Annotated in this window: 1 protein-coding gene; it reads left to right on the top strand. The window is 68.2% G+C overall.

Features of this window, described 5'->3' with window-relative positions:
* Positions 1-119: 119 nt before the first annotated feature.
* The coding region (locus AB0J40_RS47470) for an IS481 family transposase (protein ID WP_364467274.1) at positions 120-1,104 on the top strand (985 nt) is incomplete at its 3' end.

Raw genomic sequence — 1,104 nt, 5'->3', positions numbered from 1 at the left:
TGTACTGACCACGGTGGTTGGGTACGGGACGACACGTGATCGGATGATCTTGGTGTAAGGGAGGGCCTCCGGGTTCGGTGTGGATTGCGACATCTGCACCGACTGCCCAGGAGGCCCTCGTGTCCCACCGTAATGCTCCCTTGTCCGAAACCGGCAGGCTCCGACTGGCCCGGTGTGTCGTCGAGCAGCACTGGCCGCTGCGCCGCGCCGCAGAGCGGTTCCAGGTCGCGGTCACCACCGCGAAACGCTGGGCCGACCGCTACCGCGCCGAAGGCACCGCCGGCATGACCGACCGCTCCTCACGACCCCGGACCTGCCCACACCAGACACCCACCCGACTCGAGCGGCGGATCATCAAGGTCCGGGTGATCCGCCGGTGGGGACCCGCGCGGATCGCCTACCTGCTCGGGCTGAACCCCTCCACCGTGCACCGGGTCTTGCTCCGCTACCGCTGCGCCCGGCTGGCTCACCTCGACCGGCCCACCGGCCGGCCGATCCGCCGCTACGAGCACCCCGCACCCGGCGATCTGGTCCACGTGGACATCAAGAAGCTGGGCAACATCCCCGACGGAGGCGGGCACCGGGTCACCGGCCGGGCCGTCGGCCTGCAGAACAAGAAAGCCACCACCACAGCCCGCTACCGCCACGGCACACCGAAGATCGGGTGCAGCTACCTGCACAACGCGGTCGATGATCATTCCCGGCTGGCCTACAGCGAGATCCTGCCGGACGAAACCAAGGAAACCGCGGTCGCGTTCTGGGCACGAGCTCAGGCGTTCTTCGCCGCCGCCGGGATCACCGTCACGCGGGTGCTGACCGATAACGGGTCCTGCTACAAGTCCTATCTCTGGCGCGACACGCTGCGCGAGGCGCACATCGCCCACAAACGCACCCGTCCCTACCGGCCACAGACGAACGGGAAGGTCGAGCGGTTCAACCGCACCCTGCTCGAAGAGTGGGCCTACGCCCGCCCTTACCGCTCAGAACGCGAGCGGCGGGAGGCCTACCCGGGGTGGTTGCACACCTACAATTACCACCGCGGCCACACCGCACTCGGCGGCAAACCACCCGCCAGCCGCGTCCCCAACCTCACAGGGCACTACA

This window comes from Amycolatopsis sp. NPDC049691, from assembly GCF_040675005.1.
Lineage (GTDB): Bacteria > Actinomycetota > Actinomycetes > Mycobacteriales > Pseudonocardiaceae > Amycolatopsis.
The sequence above is the reverse complement of the archived record's forward strand: the minus strand, read 5'-3'. Positions and strand labels throughout refer to the sequence as shown.